1 protein-coding gene is annotated in these 1,081 nt (G+C 56.9%); it reads left to right on the top strand.

Going from position 1 to position 1,081, the window contains the following annotated elements:
- The coding region (locus tag AWB69_RS45290) for an IS110 family RNA-guided transposase (RefSeq protein ID WP_062093249.1) at positions 1-918 on the top strand (918 nt) is incomplete at its 5' end.
- Positions 919-1,081 lie beyond the last annotated feature (163 nt).

Genomic DNA, 1,081 nt, shown 5'->3' with positions numbered 1-1,081 from the left:
GATTTAATTGCGTTTCTTGCCCAACGTCCTGCTGGTCGAGTAGCCCTCGAAGCTTGCGGAAGTGCTCACTGGTGGGCGCGTAAGATCCGGGCGCTGGGGCACGAGGTGGTGCTGCTGCATGCGCAATTTATTCGACCATTCGTGCAAACGAACAAGACAGACGCGGCGGACGCGCGGGCTATTTGGACGGCAGTGCAGCAACCCGGAATGCGCACCGTTGCAGCAAAGACAGAGGATCAACAAGCCATGCTCAGCCTGCATCGGATGCGTTCGTTACTCGTGAAGTTCCGAACGATGCAGGTGAATCAGTTGCGAGGGCTGCTCTACGAATTCGGCGTAACGTTTCGGGCTGGGCGCTTGGCTGGGCTGGCCGAGATCCGGGAGCGCATGGCGGAATTAGAGGACATGTTGCCACGATCGATAGTTGCTAACCTGCAGGACCAATTGCGACGCATCAATGAGTCTCAAGACGATATCGATCAACTCGAGAAGCGGATTGGTTCATGGCAGAAACAGGAAGCGGCGTGTCGCGCGATCTCCGAAGTGCCGGGCATCGGCAGACTTACCGCCACTGCGCTGGTAGCGACAATTGGAGATGCGAGGACGTTCAAGTCGGGACGTGAATTCGCTGCATTTCTCGGACTTGTTCCAAGGCAAAACGGCACAGGCGGCAAGGTTCGATTGGGCTCTATCTCAAAGCGAGGGGACCCATACCTGCGCACGCTGCTGATTCATGGGGCGCGCTCCGTCCTGTGCCACGCTAAAGTACCTACCGTGTGGCAGAAAGGAATCCAAGAGCGGCGACCTGGCAACGTGGTGGCTGTGGCTCTAGCAAATAAGATGGCGCGAACAGCATGGGCCATACTGGCCCACGAGAGTAGTTACGAGAAGAGTCACGTTAGTGTGAGGCCTGCGTAACAGTATGAGACGTTGAAACGTCGAGGAACTGGTAGGTTGCTAGGGTTGATTCCAAGTGATGGCAAAACAGGTCGGACCGCAAGAACGCAAACCTGAACACGCCCTTGTGCCTGAAGCACGCGGCCGAGATGAGGACGTTCTTGGCGAATTCCATCAGGGCCCG

The organism is Caballeronia udeis, from assembly GCF_001544555.2.
In the GTDB taxonomy this organism is placed as follows: domain Bacteria; phylum Pseudomonadota; class Gammaproteobacteria; order Burkholderiales; family Burkholderiaceae; genus Caballeronia; species Caballeronia udeis.
This window is presented reverse-complemented; position numbering and strand designations above follow the sequence as displayed.